The 21,685-nt window shown below is 63.7% G+C and carries 21 protein-coding genes; 5 read left to right on the top strand and 16 right to left on the bottom strand.

The annotated features are described in order from the left end of the window. Window positions 1-25: 25 nt before the first annotated feature. The 8 genes from MYCSM_RS06515 to MYCSM_RS06480 all read right to left on the bottom strand — a co-directional run bounded on the left by MYCSM_RS06515 (window position 26) and on the right by MYCSM_RS06480 (window position 8,432). Window positions 26-772 (bottom strand): SGNH/GDSL hydrolase family protein, encoded by a 747-nt coding sequence (locus MYCSM_RS06515; protein ID WP_015305349.1) that lies wholly within the window; start codon window positions 770-772, stop codon window positions 26-28. Beyond that, entirely contained in the window at window positions 769-1,998 is a 1,230-nt protein-coding gene (locus MYCSM_RS37030) for a lipopolysaccharide biosynthesis protein (protein WP_015305348.1), read from the bottom strand. The genes MYCSM_RS06515 and MYCSM_RS37030 overlap by 4 nt, the downstream gene beginning before the upstream one ends. A gap of 9 nt (window positions 1,999-2,007) precedes the next feature. Beyond that, a complete protein-coding gene (locus MYCSM_RS06505; RefSeq protein ID WP_015305347.1) occupies window positions 2,008-2,856 on the bottom strand; it encodes a glycosyltransferase in 849 nt (282 codons plus the stop codon). A 19-nt stretch (window positions 2,857-2,875) separates the two neighbouring features. Beyond that, window positions 2,876-4,027, bottom strand: coding sequence for a glycosyltransferase (locus MYCSM_RS06500; protein ID WP_015305346.1), 1,152 nt, complete (start codon window positions 4,025-4,027; stop codon window positions 2,876-2,878). A 20-nt stretch (window positions 4,028-4,047) separates the two neighbouring features. Beyond that, window positions 4,048-5,340 (bottom strand): glycosyltransferase family 4 protein, encoded by a 1,293-nt coding sequence (locus MYCSM_RS06495; protein WP_015305345.1) that lies wholly within the window; start codon window positions 5,338-5,340, stop codon window positions 4,048-4,050. A gap of 165 nt (window positions 5,341-5,505) precedes the next feature. Next, window positions 5,506-6,675, bottom strand: coding sequence for an acyl-CoA dehydrogenase (locus tag MYCSM_RS06490; protein WP_015305344.1), 1,170 nt, complete (start codon window positions 6,673-6,675; stop codon window positions 5,506-5,508). Window positions 6,676-6,703: 28 nt separating this feature from the next. Beyond that, window positions 6,704-7,222, bottom strand: coding sequence for a 5-(carboxyamino)imidazole ribonucleotide mutase (gene purE, locus MYCSM_RS06485; protein ID WP_015305343.1), 519 nt, complete (start codon window positions 7,220-7,222; stop codon window positions 6,704-6,706). Next, window positions 7,215-8,432 carry a 5-(carboxyamino)imidazole ribonucleotide synthase gene (locus tag MYCSM_RS06480; RefSeq protein WP_015305342.1) on the bottom strand — a complete coding sequence of 406 codons (1,218 nt, stop codon included), beginning with the start codon at window positions 8,430-8,432 and terminating at the stop codon, window positions 7,215-7,217. Before MYCSM_RS06480 ends, purE begins: the two co-directional genes overlap by 8 nt. A gap of 127 nt (window positions 8,433-8,559) precedes the next feature. Between MYCSM_RS06480 and MYCSM_RS06475 the strand changes: the two genes are divergently transcribed. Then, a complete protein-coding gene (locus MYCSM_RS06475; protein WP_041311427.1) occupies window positions 8,560-9,243 on the top strand; it encodes a GtrA family protein in 684 nt (227 codons plus the stop codon). Here the strand turns inward: MYCSM_RS06475 and MYCSM_RS06470 are convergent. The 6 genes from MYCSM_RS06470 to MYCSM_RS06445 form a co-directional block, all read right to left on the bottom strand. Further along, entirely contained in the window at window positions 9,174-9,716 is a 543-nt protein-coding gene (locus MYCSM_RS06470) for a PH domain-containing protein (RefSeq protein ID WP_015305340.1), read from the bottom strand. The two genes, MYCSM_RS06475 and MYCSM_RS06470, sit on opposite strands and share 70 nt — an antisense overlap. A gap of 59 nt (window positions 9,717-9,775) precedes the next feature. Continuing rightward, entirely contained in the window at window positions 9,776-10,774 is a 999-nt protein-coding gene (locus MYCSM_RS06465; protein ID WP_015305339.1) for a GDP-L-fucose synthase family protein, read from the bottom strand. A gap of 25 nt (window positions 10,775-10,799) precedes the next feature. Continuing rightward, a complete protein-coding gene (gene gmd / locus MYCSM_RS06460; RefSeq protein ID WP_015305338.1) occupies window positions 10,800-11,825 on the bottom strand; it encodes a GDP-mannose 4,6-dehydratase in 1,026 nt (341 codons plus the stop codon). Window positions 11,826-11,963: 138 nt separating this feature from the next. Continuing rightward, a complete protein-coding gene (locus MYCSM_RS06455; protein WP_015305337.1) occupies window positions 11,964-12,881 on the bottom strand; it encodes an NAD-dependent epimerase/dehydratase family protein in 918 nt (305 codons plus the stop codon). 372 nt (window positions 12,882-13,253) lie between these two features. Beyond that, window positions 13,254-14,060 carry a biotin--[acetyl-CoA-carboxylase] ligase gene (locus MYCSM_RS06450; RefSeq protein WP_015305336.1) on the bottom strand — a complete coding sequence of 269 codons (807 nt, stop codon included), beginning with the start codon at window positions 14,058-14,060 and terminating at the stop codon, window positions 13,254-13,256. 32 nt (window positions 14,061-14,092) lie between these two features. Continuing rightward, window positions 14,093-15,583, bottom strand: a complete 1,491-nt coding sequence (locus tag MYCSM_RS06445; RefSeq protein ID WP_015305335.1) for a sugar transferase — start codon at window positions 15,581-15,583, stop codon at window positions 14,093-14,095. A gap of 862 nt (window positions 15,584-16,445) precedes the next feature. Between MYCSM_RS06445 and MYCSM_RS06440 the strand changes: the two genes are divergently transcribed. Genes MYCSM_RS06440 through MYCSM_RS06425 form a run of 4 tightly spaced genes read left to right on the top strand, consistent with a single transcriptional unit; the run spans window position 16,446 to window position 19,237 of the window. Then, window positions 16,446-16,655, top strand: coding sequence for a hypothetical protein (locus MYCSM_RS06440; RefSeq protein ID WP_015305334.1), 210 nt, complete (start codon window positions 16,446-16,448; stop codon window positions 16,653-16,655). A 58-nt stretch (window positions 16,656-16,713) separates the two neighbouring features. After that, window positions 16,714-18,354 carry an acyl-CoA carboxylase subunit beta gene (locus tag MYCSM_RS06435; RefSeq protein ID WP_015305333.1) on the top strand — a complete coding sequence of 547 codons (1,641 nt, stop codon included), beginning with the start codon at window positions 16,714-16,716 and terminating at the stop codon, window positions 18,352-18,354. Then, complete coding sequence (locus tag MYCSM_RS06430; protein ID WP_015305332.1) at window positions 18,351-18,596, top strand: acyl-CoA carboxylase subunit epsilon; 246 nt, start codon at window positions 18,351-18,353, stop codon at window positions 18,594-18,596. Before MYCSM_RS06435 ends, MYCSM_RS06430 begins: the two co-directional genes overlap by 4 nt. After that, the gene (locus MYCSM_RS06425; RefSeq protein ID WP_015305331.1) at window positions 18,593-19,237 is read left to right on the top strand and encodes a Maf family protein; all 645 of its coding nucleotides are present in this window, start codon (window positions 18,593-18,595) and stop codon (window positions 19,235-19,237) included. The genes MYCSM_RS06430 and MYCSM_RS06425 overlap by 4 nt, the downstream gene beginning before the upstream one ends. Window positions 19,238-19,251: 14 nt before the next feature. Here MYCSM_RS06425 and MYCSM_RS06420 read toward each other — a convergent pair whose 3' ends face one another. After that, a complete protein-coding gene (locus tag MYCSM_RS06420; RefSeq protein ID WP_015305330.1) occupies window positions 19,252-20,241 on the bottom strand; it encodes an NAD-dependent epimerase/dehydratase family protein in 990 nt (329 codons plus the stop codon). Beyond that, window positions 20,234-21,577 (bottom strand): nucleotide sugar dehydrogenase, encoded by a 1,344-nt coding sequence (locus MYCSM_RS06415; RefSeq protein ID WP_041313366.1) that lies wholly within the window; start codon window positions 21,575-21,577, stop codon window positions 20,234-20,236. The genes MYCSM_RS06420 and MYCSM_RS06415 overlap by 8 nt, the downstream gene beginning before the upstream one ends. Window positions 21,578-21,685 lie beyond the last annotated feature (108 nt).

Genomic DNA, 21,685 nt, shown 5'->3' with positions numbered 1-21,685 from the left:
CTCACCGTGGGTGACGTCTGTCGTTTCACGGCGTCGGAGTTGCCAGGGCCCGCGCCGCATCGGCCAGCCGGTCGGCCAGTCGCGCGGCAATCGCCTGATGTCCTGCGTTGGTCACATGGTTGCCGTCCGGTGCCATGTATTCAGGGTGATTGGTGAACCAGTCTTCCTTGATCGGGCTGATGAACTCGACGCCGTTATCGGCCGCCGCCGCAGCTAGCGCGTCGTCCAACGCCAGCATCGGCACCGAAGGCGGCTCGGGCCTCACCCAGATCGGGCCGACCATAATGATTTTCGCTGCGGGCGCTATCTCTCTGATTGTGCCGACGGTGGCTGTCACTTCTGCGCCCAACGACTCGACGGCGGTGATGTCATGAGCACCGCCGAACAAAACGACCAAATCGGTGTCCGGGTTCACCCTCCGCGTGACTTCGCGACTGAAAGTTGTGAAAGGCGGCCCGAGGTCGGTGTATGCCGCCGGCCCCTCCGAGGAGCGCACGTACATGTCGATCCCGGCCTGCCCAAGCGACCGGCGCAGTTGTCCCGTCCAGTTTTTGACGCCGATGCCGCCATACGGTGACTGCGCGGTCAGGCCATCGCTGATGATGACGGCCTGCAGAGCGGTCGACTCGACTCTCGGTGTCGCAGTGTCGTTTGCCTGCCCCGCGGAATCGAGCGGATCCGGCGCTTCGGTCGCGCAGCCGGCTACCCCTACCAGAATCAGGAGCAAAATCGCTTGCAGGATCGGACCTGTGACATTCCGAATTCCTGTCATCGGGTCACCGTAGCATGTCGGATATGGCGCGCTGAGTACGCAATTCCCGTTAGAACCAGTATTTCCGCGACGATCGGCGCAGTCCCCAGCAACCATATCGGCCCTAACGCGGCGAAGCTCGCCAGAAGTATCAAGGCCACGACGCCCCCGCAGACGATGCATGCCGTCACGTAGTGGGGATGCCCTGCGGCAATTAGCGACGCGGCGAAGCTTTGCGAGCACGTGGAGAGCCCTGCTGCCACAACCATTCCCGCCACCAGCGGGGCGGCCGCTGCATAACTGGGACCGGCAATCGCGGTAACGACGATGCCGGCGGGCCACGCGACGATGAGCGCAAGAGCAGCGTAGCCGAAACTCAATTTCAAGACGGTGCCGTACAGTCTCCCGAACCCGGGTGTGCCCAATCGCCTTGCCAGCTCCGGAATCACGACAGTCACCACGGAAGCGGGCAGGAGCGTCATGGGACCGGTGACCTTCGACGCCATGGCGAAAAGTCCGACCACCGTCGTGCTGGCTATGGCGGCAACCACGGGTGCCTGCAGCTGGGCCAGCACACCGGACATGGTCAGCCCCCACCACCGGAACGAACCGCGCAGCGCCGCGCGTAGGTCACCCGTCGCCCCTCGCACCGACCACACCGGGGCAATCACCCCGATGAGCTGGGTGGTCGCGAAGGCGGCGGCCACCACAGGGAAGTACGCAGGCCGATGTGTCACCAGCAATACCACCACCGTCAGGCACGGCACAATGCGCTGAGTGGTTACGAGCCAGCTTGCGCTGTGATGGTGGCCAAGCCCGGCGAGGTGGTTTTGGGCGTACATCTGGAGCGCATCGCCACTGGCCCAAATGATTCCGGCCAATATCGGGGCGGGCAGGCCCAATACCGCCGAACCGGCCAACATCACGGTGGTCACGCTGAGGTTGCATCCGGTGTGCAACAAATACAGCCCGCGGGTAAGACTGGCCGAGTCAGGTTCCGCTGCGGACCGCAACACACGCTGTGGGGCTCCGAAGCCAAACACGATGAGCGCCACCGCCGTTACGGCACCGGCCACCATGAATTGGCCGAACTCGCTCACGGGCGAGATACGTGCCAGCAGGAGCAGCGTGAGACCGAAGGCAACCGAGCTCGCGATGCGCGCCGAGACCCGCCACACCGCACTGGTCAGCACACGCGGTTGGCGCGCTACGGCCTCCTCGGCCTCTATCGGTTCCACCTGTGCCATTGCGCGTGGCTACCGCATGTACGCGAGCCGCCGCCGCTTCACATTTCGATATTGCTGCGAAAGTCGAAGCCGGAACCCCGGAATAACCGCCAACATCAACGCGGCCCCTACGAGCCCGCACAACTTCTCCACCGGCGCGTCGGCATATTCCATCCGCGAACGATACGATTCGGCGACGAACTCCTTCCAGCGGTTGGCGCTCTTGGAGCCTTCGTGGAACCGGAGGCAGCCGATCGCCGCAGGCACCTGCTGCTGCTTCAGTTGCGACTCGGCAATCCGGAACTGCAACTCGAAATCCATTACGCACTGCAGTTCTGTCCGCAAGCCGCCTAGTTCGCGCAGCAGATCGGCGGGCATGACGATCGAACCCGAAAACGAAGTGATTCCGCCAAGCAGCAGACGGCGCTTGGTCATCGGCCGGCCGTCGTAGGCCTCCACCGTTGTTCCGTCGGCCCGCAGCAATTTGCAGGCTCCGTAGAACAGATCGGCCTCCGGATGGGCCACAATGGCCTCACGTAGCGCGTCAAGCGCACCGGGCACCAATACGTCATCCGAGTTCAGCCAAATGGTCCACGACGGCTTTGCCCGCGCCAACGCCTTGTTCAGCGCGTCCGACTGACCCAAATCCGGCTCGATCACTGCCTTGACGCGGCTGTCGGCTGCCTGGAACTCGGCGATGAGGTCCTGAGTGCCATCGGTAGAACCCGCGTCTTGGATCAGGATCTCGTCCTCGGGGCCCATCTGGTCCAGCGCACTGCGCATCGTCGTTTCGAAGAACGGGGCGGGATTGTAGGAGGGCACAAGAATGCTGAAAACGGGCTTAGGCTTGACAGATCCACGGGTGATCTCATCAGTCATGGTCGTCGATCTTCCTTCTCTAGTGATCGCTGGTGTGAATGGTGGATCGATAATTGTGTTCGAGGGTTTCCGCCACGTGGTTCATGCTGAACCGCTGACGTACAGCGTCAAGAGACCGCTTACCCATTTGTTCGGCCAACTCCGGCGCAGCCAACAGGCGGCGCATCGCGTCGGCCAACGCTTCGGTGGACTCGTTGGGAATGACGATTCCGCAGTCGTAATCCTTCACGACATCGGCGAGGCCGTTGCTCTCGGTCACGATGACCGGTCGCCCCTCCGCCATTGCCTCGATCAATGACATCGGGAACGGCTCGTTGACCGAAGGCAGCACATAGACGTACGCGTCTGCAAGCTTCGCCGCGCTCTTGTCCGGCGCCACCGGCCCGACCCACTGCAGAGCGTCGGCGGCGTCGGGATGGCGCTCGGCGAACCCGGAGATGATCGACGTCACTGCTGGTCCCTCACCCTCGTCGGGCCCGACGAGGGTGAACGTCGCCTCCGCGCCCGCACTGAGCAGCTGCACCGCTGCCCGCGCGAAGTCGACGGCGCGTTTGCGCGGGTGCAACCTCGCCAGGAACAGAAACTCACGATTAGATGCTCCCGCGCGCCCGACGTGGGCCGCCGCTTCTGGAATACCGTTGGGCAGCACGTCAATTCGCCGATCCGATCCGACCAACGCAGTCAGGATGTGCTGTTCCTCGTTGCTCAGCGCGAATAGTGAGTGCGCGTCGCGCAAGACCCGGATTGTGGCCACCGAGTCCACGATCTTGTGCAGCGGGCTTTCTTTCGGCACCACCATTCCGTGCGTTTGCAAGACATACGGGATGTTCCGGCGGCGTGCCAGCGCGGCCGCAGGGAGGGTGATGCCGTCTCGGGCCAGGTGAATGTGGACGACGTCGAAATCGGCCACGTGCTGGTCGAGCCAGCGCAACATGGTCGGCGACGCAAGGTAGGTCATGGTGTTGGGCCGGCCGAATCGGCGGGTCTGGAACAAGCGCACGGGTGTACCGCGCAAAGAGGTGGGCCCTGCCGGGAAGCCGTGGGCGCCGCCGACGAGCAAAGTGTCATGACCCCGTTCGCGCAATGCTTCACACTGGTTCATCGCGACGGTCGTCGGACCCCCGAAGGCGCCGGTATTGGAAATCAACGTAACGATTTGCAGGATTCTCAACTCGAACGGCCGCCTTCGAATCAATCTGCAGCCGTGAGCTGGGGCGCCAGCGCGACGACATCGGCGAGCCAATCGGAGATGGCCTTTATCGTGGCATCGCGATCGAAATTCGACTGGATGAACTCGCGACCCGCGGCCCCCATCTCCTGCAATTTTGTCGTGTCGCGCGCGGCGGCCACAATGTCCTGCAGAAGTCTTGACGGGTTTCCGGCAGGCACCACCACACCCGCCTGTGAATGGCGAACGTCGTCGGCGGTAATTCCATTTGGATCGACAGCGGCGACCACCGGCCGCCCTGCGCTGAAATAGCTCAGCACCTTGCTGGGCACACACATCTCCGATAGACCGGGGATCTGATTGACCAGCAACATGTCGGCAGCGCGCAGGGCATAACCGAATTTGTCGGTCTCGAGGACATCGACAAATCTGATCGACTCGACGCCCTGCGCGAGTCGTTGAAGCCGAGGGCGCTGTATCCCGTCGCCGAGTAGGACGAAGGTGACATTGTCCGCGCCGTTGTCCGCAAGCTTTGCCGCCTGCACGACATTGTCCAAACCCTGCTTCGTTCCCATGCTTCCGGCATGTACGACGACGATGTGGTCGGAAAGTTCCTCCCAGCCAAGGGTTCTCAACGCTTCGTCGCGCTCAGCGGCAGGTATCGGCTCTTGGCGAGACCAGTTCCGGAACACCCTTACCTTGTCGGGGTCGACACCGAGCTGGTCGACGATATGGGCGCGGAATCGGTCGTGAATCACTGCCAGTGCAGACGCATTGCGAAATACGCGGGCTTCGAGCCAGGTCGCGACGCGCGCAGCAAGGGTGTTTCCACCCTTCGTTTCCGTCATCCCCAGCCCATACAGATCCTGGACCCAGATCACCAGCGGCAATTTGCGTCGGCGCAGTTTTTCACCCAGTTGAATCATCAACACCGCCAGCAGCGGCGGGCTCACGCAAAAGATCAGGTCGATGCCGGGCCGCCGTGCCATCGCAACGCGGATGCCAAAACCGATCTCCATGATCGAGCGGTGCACAAACGACGCGCGGTTCGGAATATAGTGACGCTTGCGCGTTATCGCGATCCCCTCCGAAGCGGACGCCGCGTCGTGTCCCGAATAGTCCGTCATAGGCCGCCACTGGGGATAGTGCGGGTGGCCGGCCATTACACCAACGCGATGACCGTTTTCTGCGAACCCGCGGGCAATATCCGCGGCAAACGGACCAATTCCGGTGGCTTCGGGCGAATAGTTCAGCGCGACGACTTCGATACTGATCGACCTGTCTGGCAATACCTTCCCCGTCGCGTCAGTGCGCACTTAGCCATGAAGCCATGTCGTGCACTCCCCGGCTACTGCTATTTAATCAACTTCGGTGCGCCGATTCTGCGGTCAAACAGTACCGCACGCCGCCGTGGCTGGCAAAGTCGAGATGACTGGTGATCGTCGGCCGGGCCGGGGCCTTACACGTGCTTCCAGCGACGCTCAGCGCAGCAGCGACCGCGACATTACCACCCGTTGAATTTGATTGGTGCCCTCGTATATTTGCGTAATTTTGGCGTCGCGCATGAACCGCTCCACAGGGAAGTCGACGGTGTAGCCGTAGCCACCGAACAACTGCACCGCGTCAGTGGTGACCTCCATGGCGACGTCGGAGGCAAAGCACTTCGACGCCGAAGCGAGAAACCCCAGTCCCGATTCGCCCCGCTCCGCCCGCGCAGCGGAGGTGTACACCATCAGCCTGGCCGCCTCCACCTTCATCGCCATATCGGCAAGCATGAATTGGACACCTTGGAAGTCAGCGATGCGCTTACCGAACTGCTTCCGCTCCTTGACGTAGTCGATGGCGGCATCGAGGGCGCCCTGGGCGATCCCGACGGCCTGCGCGCCGATCGTCGGACGGGTGTGGTCGAGCGTTTGCAGCGCGGTCTTGAAGCCGGTGCCGGGCTCTCCAATGATGCGCTCCCCCGAGATCCGGCATTCCTCGAAATACAACTCGGTCGTCGGCGATCCCTTGATGCCCATCTTGCGTTCTTTCGGGCCGACGGTGAATCCCTCGTCGTCGGCGTGCACCATGAACGCCGAGATGCCGTTCGCGCCCTTGTCGGGGTCGGTCACCGCCATCACGGTGTACCAGGTCGATCGGCCGCCGTTGGAGATCCAACACTTCGTCCCGTTGAGCACCCAGTCGTCACCATCGGCGCGGGCCCGGGTACGCATCGACGCCGCGTCGCTGCCCGCCTCGCGTTCGGACAGCGCGTACGAGGCCATCGCCTCACCGGAAGCGACCGACGGAAGGACCGTCTTTTTCAGTTCGTCGCCACCCTGCAGGATCAAACCCGTCGTGCCGAGCTTGTTGCAGATCGGGATCATCGACGAGGACGCGCAGACGCGCGCCACCTCCTCGATCACCATGCACGCCGCGACCGAGTCGCCGCCCTGACCGCCGTACTCCTCGGGCACGTGGATCGCCGAGAACCCCGCCGCGTTGAGCGCCTTCAGCGCTTCGTCGGGGTACCGACTGTCTTCGTCGACAGCGGCGGCGTGCGGTGCGATCTCTTTCTCGCACAGATCGCGCAGCACGGCACGGAGCGCGAGGTGCTCATCGGCGAGCTTGAACAGATCAAAGTCAGGGTTACCTGCGAAACCAGCCATCACGACTCCTTGCTACTCGCGAGTAACTTTACTCCTGGCTGCTATTGCCGAGTAATCGGTGCCGTAGCGCTGCGTCCTTGTCCGCGACCATCGCCTCCAGGTCGCGCTGAAACGCCTCCATCCGCTCGCGCAGTTTCGCGTCCGCAGCCCCCAGCATGCGCACGGCAAGCAAGCCCGCGTTGCGTGCGCCGCCGATCGACACCGTGGCCACCGGAACCCCGGCGGGCATTTGCACTATCGACAGCAACGAATCCAGACCGTCCAAGCTGGCGAGCGGCACCGGGACGCCTACCACTGGCAGCGGGGTGGCCGATGCGACCATGCCAGGCAGGTGCGCCGCGCCTCCGGCACCCGCGATGATCACCTCGAGACCGCGCGCTGCGGCGGTTCGCGCGTAGTCCAGCATTCGTTCCGGTGTGCGGTGCGCCGAGACGACGCCGACTTCGAACCGTACGTCGAATTCGGCCAACGCCTCGGCGGCGGCCTCCATCACCGACCAGTCAGAGTCGCTGCCCATGATCAGGCCGACGCGCGGTCGTTCAGCCATGCACATCCCATCCGTCGGTCCATTCGGCGTGCGACAACCAGTGTGCCGCCCGCTCTGCACGCTCCCGCTGCCCCGAGACGTACGTCGGGTCGTCCGGCGAGCCTGCCGGGCCGCCGAGGATGTTGACGTGTCCGATCTTTCGGCCGGGGCGCTCGTCCTTGCCGTACAGATGCACCCTAGCGTCGGGCATTCGGGCGAACAGGTGATGGAGCCGCTCGTCCATCCTCACCGCCGGCGGCTCCGCGGCACCCAGCACGTTGGCCATCACCGTCAGCGGCACAATCGGCGTGGTGTCACCGAGTGGATAGTCCAGTACGGCGCGAAGGTGCTGCTCGAACTGGCTGGTGGTTGCTCCGTCCATCGTCCAATGACCTGAATTGTGCGGCCGCATCGCCAACTCGTTGACCAGCAGCTCGCCGTCGATGGTTTCGAACAACTCGACGGCAAGCACCCCGACGACGCCCAGGTCATCGGCCAGCCGAAGCGCCAGTTGCTGCGCTTCTGCTCCAACTGCCGGCGCCAGGCCGGGGGCCGGGGCCAGCACCAGCACACATATGCCGTCGTGTTGCACGGTCTGCACGACCGGCCACGCCGCGCCCTGACCGAACTGTGACCGTGCCACCAGTGCCGACAATTCCCGTCGCATCGCGACGCGCTCTTCCAGCAGCACCGGGACCTTGTCGGCCAGGTATCCGCCGACGACGTCGCGGGCTTGCGCGAGGCTCTCGGTCAGCATCACCCCTCGCCCGTCGTAGCCGCCACGCACCGTCTTGACGACGAGCGGGCCGTCGAGGCGCCGAGCGAAGGCGTCGACGTCGTCGAGGCGTTCGACCGCGGTGAACCGCGGAACAGGTGCACCCAACGTGTGCAGACGACGGCGCATGATCAATTTGTCCTGCGCATGAACCAACGCCCCAGGCGGCGGAGCGACGGTCGAGCCGTCCGCGATCAGCTTTTCCAGCAGCGCCGTCGGCACGTGCTCGTGGTCGAAGGTCACCACGGTGGCCCCTGCGGCGGCGCGGCGCAGCGCGTCGAGGTCGTCATGCGAGCCGAGCACCACGTCCGGAGTCACCAGGGCGGCCGGATCGTCGGGGCTGACCGCAAGCACCCGCAGCGACTGTCCGAGCGCGATCGCGGCCTGATGCGTCATTCTCGCCAGCTGACCGCCGCCGATCATCGCGACGATGGGTGTTTCCGGCACGGGACACATCGTGTCATGGCACCACCGGTGGTCCACATCACATTCCCGTGAAGACTGCCGCGTTGACCGGCGGGGATACCCTGGCGTGGCGCAGGGATTGGGCGGGGCATCGGCTGTTTACGTACACTGCCGTGTTGTGTCCTTCACCGACGCGACAATCGCGCGCCTGCCGAGGTTTATCCGGCCCGTGGCCGAGCAGCACCACGAGCTGATCAAGTTCGCGATCGTCGGTGCCACCACGTTCGTCATCGACTCCGCGCTGTTCTACACGCTCAAGCTCACGATCCTGGAGCCAAAGCCGGTGACCGCCAAGGTCATCTCCGGCATCGTCGCGGTCATCGCGTCCTACATACTGAACCGCGAATGGAGTTTCCGTGACCGCGGCGGTCGCGAACGGCACCATGAGGCACTGCTGTTCTTCATGTTCAGCGGTGTTGGCGTGCTGCTGAGCATGGCTCCGCTGTGGGTGTCGAGCTATGTGTTCGAGCTGCGCGTACCGCAGGTCAGCCTGACCGCCGAGAACATCGCCGACTTCATCGCCGCCTACATCATCGGAAACCTGCTGCAGATGGCGTTCAGGTTCTGGGCATTTCGACGCTGGGTGTTCCCCGAAGAATTCGGACACAATCCCGACACGGCGCTCGAGTCGACGTTCACCGCCGGCGGGATTGCCGAGGCCCTCGAAGATGCGCACGGCGCGTCCAACGTCACGTGGTTGCGCCAGTCGGCGAGGCGGCGACGCGGTCGCGATCAGCCCCGCGGTGATCGCGGGGAACGGCTGTCGGACTCCTCGGAACCGAGGGTGTCGAAGACTTCGTGATACAGCAGTGAGTGGACCCGCTCCACTCGCGGGATGTCCTCGAATTCGAGGGGGTCCTGAGAAGCGGACTCGATGATCAAAGTCCCGGTCCGCAGCATCCGGTCGAAAAGTCCGTGCCGGAACTCGACGCTGTTGATCCGGGCCAGCGGAATATCGATGCCGGTGCGGGTGAGCAGTCCGTGCCGGAACATCACCCGCCGGTCCGTGATGACGAAATGCGTGGTCCACCAGGTGAGGAATGGCCACAGCGTCAACCACCCGACGGCCACCACCCAGATCACGGCGATCACCGCGAAAAGAACCGTCTTGGCCGTGTTGTCCCAATCGGTCTGCTGCACGACGGCCGCCAGAAACGCGGCCAGCGCGCTGGCCACGACCAGCACGAGAACGGCCGATATCAGGCGCTTCCAATGCGGGTGCCTGTGCAGCACCACGTGCTCATCGCCAGCCAGTACGTTGTCGGGATAGCCCACGCTGCGACTTTACCCAGATTGGCCAGTCGATTCGGGTCGCTTCGCCATGGCCTGCCCCCTCAGCCGCGCAGCGCCGCGCGGTTTGCGCGATACCACTCGACCGTGGATGCGACGCCGGAGGCCAGGTCGATCGACGAACTCCAGCCGGTGCTGTTCAACAGTCCGACGTCGAGCAGTTTGCGTGGCGTGCCGTCCGGTTTGGTGGTGTCCCACTCGATGGTCCCGTTGTATCCGACAGCCTCGGCGACGATGCCGGAGATTTCGGCGATGGAGTGGTCGACGCCGGTGCCGACGTTCACCTGAGACGGCCCGTTGTAGCAATCGAGTAGGTGCAGACACGCCGAGGCCATGTCGTCAACATGCATCAGTTCGCGCCGCGGCGTGCCCGTTCCCCAGTTGGTCACGCTCGGCACCGCGGTCGCGCGGGCCTCATCGAAGCGACGTATCAGCGCAGGAAGCACGTGTGAGCCCGAGGGCGAGAAGTTGTCCCGGGGACCGTACAGGTTGGTCGGCATCGCCGAAATCCACGGCAGCCCATGCTGTCTGCGCACAGATTGGACCTGGATGATGCCTGCGATCTTGGCGATCGCGTATGCATCATTGGTCTTTTCGAGAAGCCCTGTCAGCAACGCACTTTCAGGTATCGGCTGCGGCGCGAATTTCGGGTAGATGCATGACGATCCGAGGAAGAGCAGCCGGGTGACACCATGGCGGAGCGCGGCATCCATGACGTTGACCTGGATCTGCAGATTCTCGGAAATGAAATCCGCGGGCAACGTCGAGTTGGCAAGTATGCCACCGACTTTTGCCGCGGCCAGCACGACCACGGCGGGCCGCTCCGCGGCGAAGAACTCGAACACCGCGTCGCGATCGCGCAGATCCAACTCCGACGAAGTGCGACCAATTACGTGCTCAAAACCCTTGGCATGCAATAGTTCCCAGATCGCCGATCCGACCAGGCCGCGATGACCAGCGACGTATATCGATGCACCGCGATCGATTGGTGAAACGGCGCCTGACGCGTCGTCTGCGTTTTCCGTTGGCTGCGACGATGTCACCCGAGCTCCGTTCTGTTATCTGTCGTCACTGCCAGCCGGCGACGGCTGGCTTGTCGATCCACGGCTTGCCCTCACACTGCAGCGCCGCAATATCGGCCTCCACCATGATGCGGGCCAGCTCGGGAGTGCGCACGGACGGCGTCCAACTCAGGTTGCGCTCGGCCTTCGACGCGTCGCCGATCAATACGTCGACTTCGGAGGGGCGCAGGTATCGCTCGTCGAAGCGGACGTATTCCTGCCAGTCCAGGTCGGCGTAGGAGAAGGCGAACTGCAAGAAATCGCGAACGGTGTACCCGTCACCGGTGGCCAGCACGTAGTCGTCGGGTTCGTCGGCCTGCAGCATGCGCCAGATGCCCTCAACGTACTCGGGCGCGTAGCCCCAGTCGCGAATCGCGTCCAGGTTGCCCATGTACAGAGTGTTCTCGAGGCCGGCCTTGATGCGCGCGACTGCGCGCGTGATCTTCCTGGTCACGAAGGTTTCACCGCGGCGGGGCGACTCGTGGTTGAACAGGATGCCGTTGACAGCGAACAGCCCGTAGGACTCTCGGTAGTTCTTCGTGATCCAGAACGAGTACACCTTGGCCACACCGTATGGCGACCGCGGATAAAACGGCGTGTTCTCGTCCTGGGGCGGGGGCGACGCGCCCAGCATCTCGGAACTGGAAGCTTGGTAGAACCGGCAGTCGACGCCGGCCAACCGCACCGCCTCCAGCAATCGGACAGAACCGAGGCCTGTGGTGTCGCCGGTCTGGGCAGGCTCGTCGAACGAGACCCGGACATGCGACTGCGCGGCCATGTTGTACACCTCGTCCGGATCGATCGAGGCGAGCAGGGTGACCAGTCGCGAGCCATCGGACAGATCGCCGAAATGCAGGAACAACCTCGCGTCGGGATCGTGCGGATCCTCGTAGATATGGTCGATGCGCGAAGTGTTGAACGTCGACGCTCGCCGGATCAGGCCGTGTACCTCATAGCCTTTGCTGAGTAACAGCTCGGCCAAGTAGGAACCATCCTGCCCGGTGATCCCGGTTATCAACGCTCGTTTCGGCATATCCCGTCCTAAATCCGGTCGGTAACGTTAGCTGGTCCCCCGAACGCTACAGCAAGTCACATACGCCGACCGCTCCGAGCGCACTTGGGCGCAATTGTCCGCGGCGTTTGGCGTAGCCCTGCAGATGCGGGAGAAAGATCAGTCTCCGACAGATTCTTCCGATTTCACAACGGAATCGAGAAACGCGCGCAGAGTTTCTCGAGGCCGCCAGCCTGTGACCGACCGCAGCTTTTCACCGTTTCCGGACGACTTCTCCAGATGGCCCGGGTCTTTGTTGGAGCGGTCAGTCAGCAGGGATCGATTCGAACTGGCTTCACACAGTTCGAGCACCTGCAGGACCGAGTACACTTCCTCGGCCGAGATATTGAAAATGTCTCCGAGTTGGACTTTCGGCTCGAATAGCAGGCGAATCAGCGCGTCGCATGTGTCTTGCACAGAGACCCAGTCGCGGGTCTGACTGCCGTCGCCGACGAGCTCGAACTTTTCATCGCGGTGAATCGCCTGAAGGATTCTGGGGATCAACCTGTTGGCTTGTTGACCGTGTCCGTAATTGTTGAACAAGCGGCACACGACGGTCGGTATCGACTGGTGGTCTATCGCGGACAATGCGATATGCTCCTGGGCCAGTTTGCTTGCCGCATACGGAGTTCGAGGTTTTGGAAGATCGGTTTCGACCGCGGGCCTTGGCGTGTTGCCATAAACCTCGCACGAGGATACCGACAGAAAACGCTTAATTGATCTGTGCTGGCCAAGCGCTTGGATCAAGTTGCTGGTAGCAAGCACATTGTCGCGGATGTAAATGTCGGGTCGGGCCAACGAGAAATGAACATCGGATCGTGCCGCTAGATGTACGACGTAATCAATCGGCCCCACCGCCTGCAATGTCTGAAAGACATGAGTGTCGGCGAGGTCGCACACTATCCGCTGATGGCAGCCCGGCATATCGAAATCCCGGTCCAGTCCGACTAGCACGGCCTCGGGAACCGCTCTGGCTAACGCTTTGGCAAAATGACGCCCAACGAAGCCGGCGGCACCCGTGATGAGTATCGTCGTCATTTCTTCGCGCCTCCCCTAAGGGGTTCTCTTGCCTGGCCGGATGGATGAATCGCGTTTCGCTGAATGTGCATTCGGCCGACGGCCGGTCCGCCCGCGCACTGCCGGCATAGCTCGACATGGCGCACTCCCGGTTGTAGCCCGTGCAGGCGTCAAAAGCTTGTCAGGCGACACCATATGGCGCTTCTCCTCGGTTAGCTCCTCTGAGCGCTGTAGGCGGCGAAGGTCCATGGCCACCCGTAATAGTGGGGGCGTCTGTTAGACATGCTCAGCGCTCGTCGGGACGTCTCGAAATAATACATCGGAGTAAATATTCTCGCATTTCAATGCAAACTTCGCCAGGCGGCCCCCGTTGTCATTCCGGCCCTGTGAACGTCATCGCGCTGGGCGGAGGTGGACAACGTCACCGGCGGAGACGGTGACCACGTCGCCGTCGCTATTGATCGTCAGCCGACCCTGCGGGTCAATCGACTCCGCCTTGCCGACTAGCGAACGCTGGCCGGGCAGTTCGACGCGCACGTCGGAACCAAGGGTGAGGCTGCGTGCCCGGTAATCGTCCGCCAACCGAGGGTCGGCCGTGCGCCAGTCATCGATTCGAGCCCGCAACTCGAGCAACAGTCGGCGGACCAACGCGTTGCGATCGGCTTTCACTCCGAGTTCGAGCAGCGAGGTAGCAGCCGGCTCGCCGACCTCGTCGGCACGCAGGCTCACGTTGAGCCCGACCCCGACGACGATCGTCGACCTCGGCACCGCCACTTCAGCCAGTATGCCGGCGAGTTTGCGGTCACCGACGAGAACGTCGTTCGGCCACTTCAACCCGGCCTCGATTCTGCACACCGCTGCCACGGCATCGACAACGGCGACCCCGGTCGCCAGCGGTAGCCAGCCCCAGGCGTCCGGATTCACGTCGGTCGCTCCTATCCCCACCGACATGAGGACTTGGGCGTGCGGCACCGCCGACCACACCCGGCCGATTCGGCCACGGCCTGCGGTCTGATGCTCGGCTATGAGGACGGCGCCCGCCACGTCCTTCCCCGCGGCGGCGCGCGCGAGTAGATCGGCGTTTGTGGAGCCGGTCTTCTCCACGACCGTCAGTTCACGCCAGGGAGAATCGGTTGCAATGAAATCCGCGTGTAGCGTCGCGACGTCAAGAGGTCGCCGTAAGGGGTCCCCGACTGCCATGGGCAAATTGTCGACCCTGACGGCTGGATGGACTAGTAGGCACCAGTACCGCTGAATACTGCCCGGACCGTCTTCGCCGCGATGAGCAGGTCGCTGATCATCGACCAGTTCTCGACATACGACAGGTCCAGCCGGACAAAGTCATCCCAGCTGAGGTCCGATCGCCCACTGATCTGCCACAGACCCGTGATACCCGGCCGGACCAGCAGGCGCCTGCGCACCCGATCGTCGTATGCCTCAACCTCCGATGGCAGCGGGGGCCGCGGTCCCACGACGCTCATCTCGCGGCGCAGCACGTTGACGAACTGGGGCAGCTCATCGATGCTGTACCGGCGGAGAAATCGCCCGACGGGGGTGACCCTGGGGTCGCGGCGCATTTTGAAAATGACTCCACCCTCGACCTCGTTCAGCTCCGCTAGTTGAGGCCGTTGCGCATCCGCGCCCTCCACCATTGTGCGGATCTTTAGCATGCTGAATGGGTTGCCATCCATCCCGATGCGGTCGGATTTGTAAAAGATCGGACCTTTACTCGTAAGCTTCACCGCCACGGCCGCAGCAACCAATATGGGCAGCGCAAGCGACAAAACCATGATCGAGAAGCAAACATCGAAGGCGCGCTTCTCAAACCGCTTGGCACCGTCGTACTGCGGCTTGTCCACGTGAATCAGCGGCAAGTCAGCGACCGGTCGCATCGTCAATCGGGGACCCGCGAGACCGACCATCCCCGGCGAGACCACAAGATCGATGTCGAGCTTTTCCAGCTGCCACGACAAGTCGCCGATCTCGTGCGGTTCGAGCCGGTCGGTGGCCGTCAGTGCGACTGTGTCGGCGCCGCACGCCTCGATGATCTCCACCAGGTCGTCATTGTGCGTGTACACGGGCACACCGTCGGCGGTATGCGGCGGCCTTCCGGGTTGACTCTGGCCTGGGTGGCAGACGCCCACTACCTCGTAGCCGTACTCGGGTGTGCGGGCCAGTGACCGTACGAGACCGAGTGCCGGGCCCGGCGCACCGACAATCAACACCGACGTGAGGCACTGCCTGCGCCGGCGCTGGCCGGCGACGACCTGACGGGCCATTCGCCGGCTGGCCAGCAGGCCGATGAGCCCGAGCGGCAATGCAATTGCGAGGTAGCCCCTGGCGAAATCCAGCCTGAACAAAAGCGCAAAGATCGCAATCGCACCGAATGCGGAGAAGGTGGCTGCTGCCACTCGGCGATACTCTTCGGGGCCGGCGCCGAGGATCCGCGGCTCCCGGGCACGATAGATCGTCAAGAAAAGCACCCAGATGGAGACCACGGCCGCAGGCGTCGCCCAATATCGCCAGTCGAGGAATTCCGCGCCGACACCGGGCACAGCACCGAACCGCAACCACTGCCCGGCAACCACAGCCGCCATAACCACACCGGTGTCACTGAACCGCAGTACCAGCTCGTACCGGCGTTGCCAGACCCGCCTCGACGCGGCAGGTCGCCGCTGCAACTCGGCATGAGCCGGAGTGTTCAGGTCGATTGCTGTCGACATCCGTTAGGCACCGTTCCACTGAGAGGAGTGTATGGGGTCCAGCAAGCATCGCACGGCTGACGCCGTTGTGTGAAGTGAAAAGAGCGCAAACTTTATTTGTTTTCTCGATCTGGGCCTCGGCGAAGAATTTGGATGCGCTCCCGAAGCGGTTCCGCGGGTGCACTCAACAGGCCGAGCCGAGGACAGCGACATTGTCTATTCACGCATCCCAGGTCGTAGGACATTCTGACGGTGTGACCCCTGCGTAACCCGTCCGAAGCGTAGCAAGCGGGGTCCCAAGGTCGCACGGCAACTGGGGCGTCATATGGTGAGCCGGCGCCGGAAGTTGGCGCCCCGTGAAATGGTTGGCGCCAGGCTTATAGATTCCTTCCAGTTACCTGAACTCGCGCATTATCACGTTGACCCAGAAAACACGACAGTGACAAGCTCGGCAGCGCGGTATCGCCGTCCTGGGCCCGCGTGGCGGCCGTGAGGACGAGGCCACGCCAGGCTTAGCGGCGATGGGCCCGAGCCGCGGATGGGCGCGACCTTCGCGCGAACACGCCGCCGTAGTGACGATTTGCCGACCGCTCCGGCAAATTTTGCGTATAGCAGGCGAGCACGCTGTCGGCCGCACGCTGACGCCGTGCAGAAATCGATAAGCGCAATTACCCATACGGAGGTCGTCGACGTGAAAAGGCTTCTCGTCCTTGCCGGGGCGGGACTGGTATGTGCGACGGCGAGCGTGGGGTTGTCTGTTGGTGGCGTCGCGGCCGCCGCGCCAAACCTCACCGGCGCGCTCTAATAGATGCGAAATCGAAGTTCGCTGCGGCAGGCTTGACGCCGATCATCAAGACACGCGTCGGTGACAGGGTGCGCGACGATGACTGCGCGGGTGGACTGGATGCAGGACGCCCCGGGCGTCAAGGGCACCGTTTTCGTGTACCTGAACTGCTACGCGAACGTGGCCTCCAACGTCGGGCCGGGGTATTCGGTTCAGACCCCGCAAGGCAATGCCGCCAAGGACGCCCAGGACCAGGCAGCCGCGAAGCAACAACAGCAGCTTGAACAGGCCGGCACGCCCGGCCAGTAGGCGAACCCAGTCGACCACCCGCGACCTCCCCCAAGGCTTGTCGATAGCATCGACGACCATGACGAGCGTTTCCGACCACAGGGCTGAGGCCGCCTCCGAACACGAGGTCGACATCCATACGACCGCGGGTAAATTGGCCGATCTTCGCAAGCGAACAAAAGAGACCCTGCACCCTGTCGGCGAGGCCGCAGTAGAAAAAACCCACGCCAAGGGCAAACTGACGGCGCGCGAGCGCATCCTCGCCCTGCTGGACGAGGACTCCTTTGTCGAACTCGACGCACTGGCGCGGCACCGCAGCACCAACTTCGGCCTGCAGGAGAACCGGCCGCTTGGCGACGGCGTGGTCACCGGGTACGGCACGATCGACGGCCGCGACGTCTGCATCTTCAGCCAGGACGCCACGGTGTTCGGCGGCAGCCTCGGTGAGGTGTACGGCGAGAAGATCGTCAAGGTGCAGGAGCTGGCTATCAAGACTGGCCGCCCATTGATCGGCATCAACGACGGCGCTGGCGCCCGCATCCAGGAGGGCGTGGTCTCACTTGGCTTGTACAGCAACATCTTCCACAACAACATCCTTGCCTCAGGCGTTATCCCGCAGATCTCGTTGATCATGGGCGCCGCGGCCGGTGGCCACGTCTACTCCCCCGCGCTGACCGACTTCGTCATCATGGTCGACCAGACCAGCCAGATGTTCATCACAGGTCCGGACGTCATCAAGACGGTCACCGGCGAAGAGGTGACGATGGAGGAACTCGGCGGCGCACACACCCACATGGCCAAGTCCGGTCTCGCGCACTACGTCGCGTCCGGCGAGCAGGACGCCTTCGAGTACGTCCGCGAGTTGCTCAGCTACCTTCCGAGCAACAACTACTCCGATCCGCCTCGGTACCCGGTGCCCGTGCCGACCGGCGCAATCGAGGAGAACCTCACCGACGAGGACCTCGAGCTAGACACGCTGATCCCGGATTCGCCTAACCAGCCGTACGATATGCACGAGGTCATCACCCGCATCCTTGACGACGACGAATTCCTGGAAGTCCAGGCCGGTTACGCAACGAACATCATCGTCGGTTATGGCCGGGTGGAGGGCCGGCCCGTGGGAATCGTCGCCAACCAGCCCACCCAATTCGCCGGTTGCCTGGACATCAATGCCTCGGAGAAGGCGGCCCGCTTCATCCGGACCTGCGATTGCTTCAACATCCCGATAGTCATGCTCGTCGACGTACCCGGCTTCCTGCCCGGCACCGATCAGGAGTACAACGGCATCATCCGGCGCGGAGCCAAGCTGCTGTACGCCTACGGCGAGGCCACCGTCGCCAAGGTCACCGTGATCACGCGCAAGGCCTATGGCGGCGCCTACTGCGTCATGGGTTCGAAGGAAATGGGCGCCGATGTCAACGTCGCGTGGCCGACCGCCCAGATCGCGGTCATGGGCGCATCCGGCGCCGTCGGGTTCGTTTACCGCCAGCAGCTCAAGGAAGCCGCCAAGGAAGGCAAGGATGTCGACGCGCTGCGCCTCGAGCTGCAGCAGGACTACGAAGACACCCTCGTCAACCCGTACATCGCCGCCGAACGCGGCTACGTCGACGCGGTGATTCCGCCGTCGCACACCCGTGGCTATGTGGCCACGGCGCTGCGGCTGTTGGAGCGCAAGATCACTCAGATTCCGCCGAAGAAGCACGGGAACATTCCATTGTGACGACGAACGAAGAAACCCAGAATCCACAGGCGCACGATCCGCACATCAAGGTGCTGCGGGGCGAGCCGACCGCGGAAGAGCTGGCCGCGCTGATCGCCGTGCTGGGCACCGGGTCGGGCGCGCCCGCCGAGCCGCGCGAGGCCGAGCAGAACTTGTGGGGCCATCCGGTGGACCGGCTGCGCTATACCACCTTCAGTTGGCAGCGGGTCACCCTGCTGGAACGGACACACATGCGGAAATGACGCGCGTGGTACTCGCGTCTGCCTCACCTGGCCGTCGTAAGGTATTGCGCCAGGCGGGAATTGATCCGCTCGTCATCGTCTCGGGGGTGGACGAGGATGCCGTCGTCGCGGGGCTTGACCCGGACGCCGCGCCAGGCGACGTGACGACGGCGTTGGCCGCGGCGAAGGCCGACGCGGTAGCTCACGGGCTGGATCCGGCGGTCGCCGCCGATTGCGTTGTGATCGGCTGTGATTCGATGCTGTACCGCGACGGTCAGCTATTGGGCAAGCCGGCGTCGGCGGACGCGGCCCGCCGCGGCTGGCAGCAGATGGCCGGCAAGTCCGGTCAGCTTTACACCGGACATTGCGTGATCCGCCTGCGCGACAACGCGATTACCTATCGCGCCGCCGACGCGGTATGTACCACGGTTAATTTCGGCGTTCCGTCGTCCGCCGACATCGATGCGTACGTCGAATTGGGCGAGCCGCTGGCGGTGGCTGGCGGCTTCACGCTCGACGGGTTGGGCGGCTGGTTCATCGACGGGGTGAGCGGCGATCCGTCGTCGGTCATCGGCATCGGCCTGCCGCTGATGCGGCGGCTCCTCGGACACTCGGGCCTATCGATCTCGGATCTGTGGGCGGCCAACCCGGTCATTTCATAACCGCCGCCGGGCCGTTACATCAGCTCGTTGGCAGGCACATCGTCGCGATGCGCCTGGTACCACGCCACCGTGCGTTCGAGCCCATCATCGAGGCCGACCGCGGGCGAATACCCGAGCCGGCGCATCTTGTTGATGTCGGGGCAGCGACGTGGTGTCCCACCCGCGGCGGCCGGGCCGGGACGAATCTCCAGATCCACGCCGACCGCCTTGCCGACGCGCTCGGCAAGGTCTCGGATCGAGACCTCCTCGTCATTGCCGACGTGATAGATCTCGCGGTGGCCACCGTTGGCGTACATGGTCAGGATGCCGGTCACGACGTCATCGACGTAGCAGAACGCCCTGGTTTCGCTGCCGTCGCCCTGAATGTCGAAAGGCACTGTGCCACCAGATGATTCGTCGCGGGCCGCCAACGCTCGCATCGTGAACTGAGGTATCACGTGCTTCCAGCCCATGTCGGGGCCGTAGACGTTGTGCGGCCGGAACACCTGCACTTGCCGATAGTGGTCCTTGGCGTAGTTGAACGCGATCAGCTCGCTGACGATCTTCGAGCCACCGTAGGAATACCTGGGGTTCAGACTGTCTGGCAGCATCAGCGGGATCGTCTCGGGGGTCGGTACGACCGCAGGCGTCTGGTAGACCTCGGCGGTGGACGCCACCACCAGGTCCGGCACCCCGGCCCGCCGGCCCGCGTTGACAACCGCCAGCGCACCGCGCAGCCCCACGTCGAGCACGAGTTCTGGCCGCTTGTAAAAGTTTTCGGTGCCGTTGATGGCCGCCAGGTGCATGACCACGTCTGCACCGTCGAATGCACGCACCAGCACGTCTTCGTCGCGTACGTCGCACGTGAACAGCTCGACGTCATCGGCCACCCCGGCGAACCGACTGGCGTCCCCGCGGACCATGGTGTCCACCACCGCGACGTTCCAGCCGTCCGTCACCAGCCGTGTGACCAGGTGCCCACCGATGAAGCCACCGCCGCCGGTGACCACCACCCGCCTAGTCATCGGCCGTCATAAACCCGCTGTTGCCGACCGAAAAGTATGAGTCACCGAGCTCGGACTGCGGCAGGTGTCCGAAATGGTTCCAGTAGTCGAATACGAACCCGTTCGGCGCGATGAATTCGGCGATCGTTCGTGGCGCGAAGGCGCCCAGCGCGGGGTGGTTGTTGGCGATGACGACGACGGACGCGCCGCTGACCGCATCGCCGATACGGCTGAATATGCGCTCGTCGGGGAACGCGGCAGCCAGCGTCTCGGAGGCGATCACCGGGTCGAAAATCCCGAACTCCGCATCCGGATGCGCCTTCTTGAGCGCGTCGAGGACCTTGACCGACATCGAGCCCCGCAGATCATCGGTCGCGGGCACACCCTTGAATGCCATGCCAAGCAAGCTGATCCGCAGTGGTGAGGCAAGGTTGCGCCGCGCGACCTCCTTGCTGATGAAGCTCACCGTCTCCTCCGGTTGGCGTTCGTTGACGAGCCGGCCGGCTGCCGACACTTCCAAATCGATGCCGCGGCTACGCGCGCTGAACATGAGGATGTGCGGATCTTTCTCCAGGCACGGTCCGCCGACCAGGCCGGGCAGCGCAACGTTGGTGCGCCGGTAGCCCAGCTTCCCCGATGTGATCACCTCATGAGCGTTCACACCGAACGCATCGCAGAGGCGGGCCACCTCGTTGGCGAACGCGAACTGCACGTCGCGATACGTATTGTCGACGAGCTTGACGATCTCGGCGGCCTCGAGGGTGGACAGTTGCACGACCGAGCTGGTGAGGCGGCGGAAAATCGCCGCCGCCCGATCAGCAACGGCCGGGTCGTCGGCGCCGATGATCTGCGGCAGCTCACGCAACTCCTGCAGGGCGTTGCCCTCGAGAGTGCGCTCCGGACACATCGCCAGGCTGAATTGCTTGCCGGTGTCGGCCAGGATGGGCCCGACGATCTTGCGCGTCGTCTCGACCATCACGGTCGAACGCAGAATCACCAGGGCGCCGTCGCGCATATTGGCGGCCACCTCACGGGCCGCGTGCTGGATCATGTCGACCCGGGGCGTACCTTCGCTGGAGAGCGGGGTACCGACGGTGATGATGTAGGTGTCGCAGTGCGAATCCTGCTCGAACCTCCCAGTCGCTACCAGGTTTCCGGACCTGATGACGCGGCCGAGGGCGTCGCCGAGACCCGCCTCGGAGAAATGCGGGATGCCATTGTTGGTGAGCTCGACCAACTCTGGGCGCGCCTCAACGCCGAGCACTCGGTGCCCCGCCTCCGCCAGCACCGTGGCCAAGGTAAGCCCGACAAAACCCAATCCCACAATGCCGACGTCGTACTTTGCTGGGTCAGCCATCATTGTCCATGTTCCTCGCGTCTGGGAGTTTGCGACGACAAGCGTTGAGGATACGTTGCCGCGCAAGTCTGCGTGTGGTTGGCGCGTGCTGTTTCCCGCGCCGCCTGG

It is taken from the genome of Mycobacterium sp. JS623 (genome assembly GCF_000328565.1).
Taxonomy (GTDB): domain Bacteria; phylum Actinomycetota; class Actinomycetes; order Mycobacteriales; family Mycobacteriaceae; genus Mycobacterium.
The sequence above is the reverse complement of the archived record's forward strand: the minus strand, read 5'-3'. Positions and strand labels throughout refer to the sequence as shown.